Below are 2,719 nucleotides of genomic sequence, written 5' to 3'. Positions count from 1 at the left end.
ACCCGCCGTCCCGCCCGGGGTGCGGGACCTGACCGACCGCGAACGCGAGGTCGTGGCGCTCGTCGGCCGCGGGATGACGAACCGGGAGGTGGCCGCCGAGCTGTACGTGACCGACAAGGCCGTCGAGTACCACCTCGGCAACGTCTACGCGAAGCTCGGGATCCGGTCGCGCCGGAACCTTCGCGACCTGGTGGCCCACTAGGGACTTTCCCCAGGGACTTCGGCGCCCGTTCCGAGCACGCTTCGAGTCATGGGAGATCGCGGGTCGCGGCGAGGGGCCGCAGCCGCAGACAGGAGACACAGCCATGACCGCGCTCGGTGACACGATCCGGATCGACGACCGGACCGTCCTGGTCCTCGGCCAGGAGCTGGACGTCGCGAAGGACCAGCCGGACGTCGCCAACGCCCTCGTGCACCGGGTCGGGGACACCCTCGTCCTGGTCGACACCGGCGTGACGACGGGGTTCCGGGCCGCGCTGAAGGCGGCGACCGCGACGGTCGGCCCCTGGACCCGGGCGCTGGTCCTGACCACCCACGGCCACCCCGACCACGTCGGCAACAACGACCTGGCCGACGAGCTGGGCGTGCCCGTCGAGCACTACGTCCCGGCCCGGGACCTCGACCAGATGCGGGACCCGGCGCCGTACTGGGTGCACTCGTTCTCCCGGCTGCCCGGGGTGGTCCCGCTGGTGGCGCCGCCGTCGCTGGCAGGCACCAAGGTCGCGTCGCTGTTCCAGCCGATGCTCCCGTTCGGCGCCACCACCCGCACCTACGAGGAGCGGCCGCTGGAGCGGATCCGGATCGGCTCGGCCCGCTTCACCGGCTGGACCTTCCTCGACGGCGCGGTCCGCGTCCTGCGCACCCAGGGACACTGCGCCGGCCACGTGATCGTGCACCTCCGCGATGTCGGCCTGCTGCACCTCTCCGACGAGGCGAACGGCCCCTGCGGGGTCATGGCGGACGCCGACCAGCTCAAGATCCAGACCACGCTCGGGGCCGCCGCGACCCTGTTCGAGGAGGGCGAGGCGCGCATCCTCACCGACGGCCACACCTTCGAGGTCAAGGACCGGGAGACCGCGCAGTCCTACCTGGACGGGATGCTGGACCAGGTCACGGCCCTGACCGAGGCCGCGCTGGCGATCACGAAGGAGGGCACCCCGATCCGGGGCAGCGCCTTCACCACCCGGTACGCAGACACCGTCGCGGAGCTGGGGATCGGCGGGGCCAACCCCAACGCGATGTTCACCGGGATGATGGCGGTCAACACCCTGCGGGAGATCGGGCTGCGCCCCCAGAGCACCAAGGCGGACGCCGAGTGGTCCCGGCCGGCGCTCACGAACCCCGCCCCGGTCGCGGGGATGCCCCGCGGGCTGAGGCTGCTCCCCGCCGCCGCCGCGATGGTGGCCTGGAGGATCCAGGGGCGCGACAGGTGAACCCCCGCAGATGGCTCGTCCTGGTCGCCATGACCGGGTCGCTGTCGATGATCATGCTGGACCAGACCGTGGTCTCGGTGGCACTGCCGACCATGGCCCGCGAGCTGCCGCTGACCCCGCACGGCCAGCAGTGGGTGGTCAACGCCTACGTACTCGCCCTCGCCGCGCTCGTCGCGTTGGGCGGGCGGGCCGCGGACGTCCTCGGCCGCCCGCGCGCCTTCCAGGTCGGGGTGAGCCTGTTCTTCCTGGCCTCAGCCGGGTGCGCGTTCTCCTGGGACACGACGTCGATCATCGTGTTCCGAGCCCTGCAGGGGGTCGGCGCCGCGTTGATGATGCCGGTGTCCGCGACGATCGTGATGGCGGCGTTCCCCGCGGCCGAGCGCGGCAAGGTGATGGCCCTCTACGCCGGGATCAGCCAGGTGTTCCTGGCGCTGGGCCCGCTGGTCGGCGGGCTGCTCACCGAGTACGTGACGTGGCGGGCGGTGTTCCTGCTCAACGTCCCCGTCGGGCTCGCGACGCTCGTGCTCGTCGCGATGGCGAAGGTGGAGAACCGGCCGGTACCGGGCGCCCGCGTGGCCCCGCTCGACGCCGCGCTGATCGTCCTCGGCCTCGCCCTGGTCACCCTCGGCATCCAACAGCTCGCGGGCTGGGGCCCGGTCGCGCTCGTGGCGCTGGCCGCGGGTGTCGCCCTGACCGGGTGGTTCGTCCTCCGGCAGCTGCACTCCGCGGACCCGCTGGTGCACCTGCGGCTGTTCGCCGACCGCGGCTTCACCGGGGACTCGGTGGTGATGGGCCTGGTCCAGTTCGGACTGCTCGGCGTGGTGCTCTACAGCTCGATCTACCTGCAGGAGCTGCTCGGCTTCGGCCCCATGGCCGCGGGTCTCTCCGCGTTGCCGCTGATCCTCCCGCTCACGCTGGCCGCGCAGGTCGGCGGGCGCTGGTTCGACGCGGTCGGGGTCCGCGCCCCCACCCTGGTGGGCATGACGCTGTGCACGGTCGGCGTCGTCGGCTGGCTGGTCGCGCTGCCCGCCCTGTCCTACCCGTGGCAGGTGCCCGGGATGGTGCTCGTCGGGGTCGGGCTCGGGCTGACCCTGTCCCCCACCACCACCGACGCCCTCGGCCGGTTCCCGGACGCCGAGCGCAGCCAGGCCTCCGGCGTGGTGCAGAGCGTGCGGCAGCTCGGCGGCACCCTGGGCATCGCGGTCATCGGCGGGGTGGTCCTCGGCCTCGGCCCGGACCTGCCCGGGCGCACCGGCACCGCGGAGGCCATCGCCACGGCGGCGACG

General features: G+C 73.2%; 3 protein-coding genes. All 3 read left to right on the top strand.

Going from position 1 to position 2,719, the window contains the following annotated elements:
- On the top strand, nucleotides 1-202 hold a 202-nt coding region (locus H5J29_RS28220; RefSeq protein ID WP_181784030.1), incomplete at its 5' end, for a helix-turn-helix domain-containing protein.
- A gap of 103 nt (nucleotides 203-305) precedes the next feature.
- Complete coding sequence (locus tag H5J29_RS28215; RefSeq protein ID WP_181784029.1) at nucleotides 306-1,433, top strand: MBL fold metallo-hydrolase; 1,128 nt, start codon at nucleotides 306-308, stop codon at nucleotides 1,431-1,433.
- A partial coding sequence (locus tag H5J29_RS28210) for an MFS transporter (protein WP_181784028.1) occupies nucleotides 1,430-2,719 on the top strand: 1,290 nt, incomplete at its 3' end. The genes H5J29_RS28215 and H5J29_RS28210, both read left to right, overlap by 4 nt.

The sequence above is a fragment of the Pseudonocardia pini genome, from assembly GCF_013870575.1.
Classification (GTDB): Bacteria; Actinomycetota; Actinomycetes; order Mycobacteriales; family Pseudonocardiaceae; genus Pseudonocardia; species Pseudonocardia pini.
Note: the sequence above shows the minus strand (reverse complement) of the source record. Positions and strands in the feature narration are given on the sequence as shown.

What these genes read in the sequence shown, in the direction of transcription:
- H5J29_RS28215 (WP_181784029.1), top strand. Translation starts at nt 306, where the DNA reads ATGACCGCGCTCGGTGACACGATCCGGATCGACGACCGGACCGTCCTG.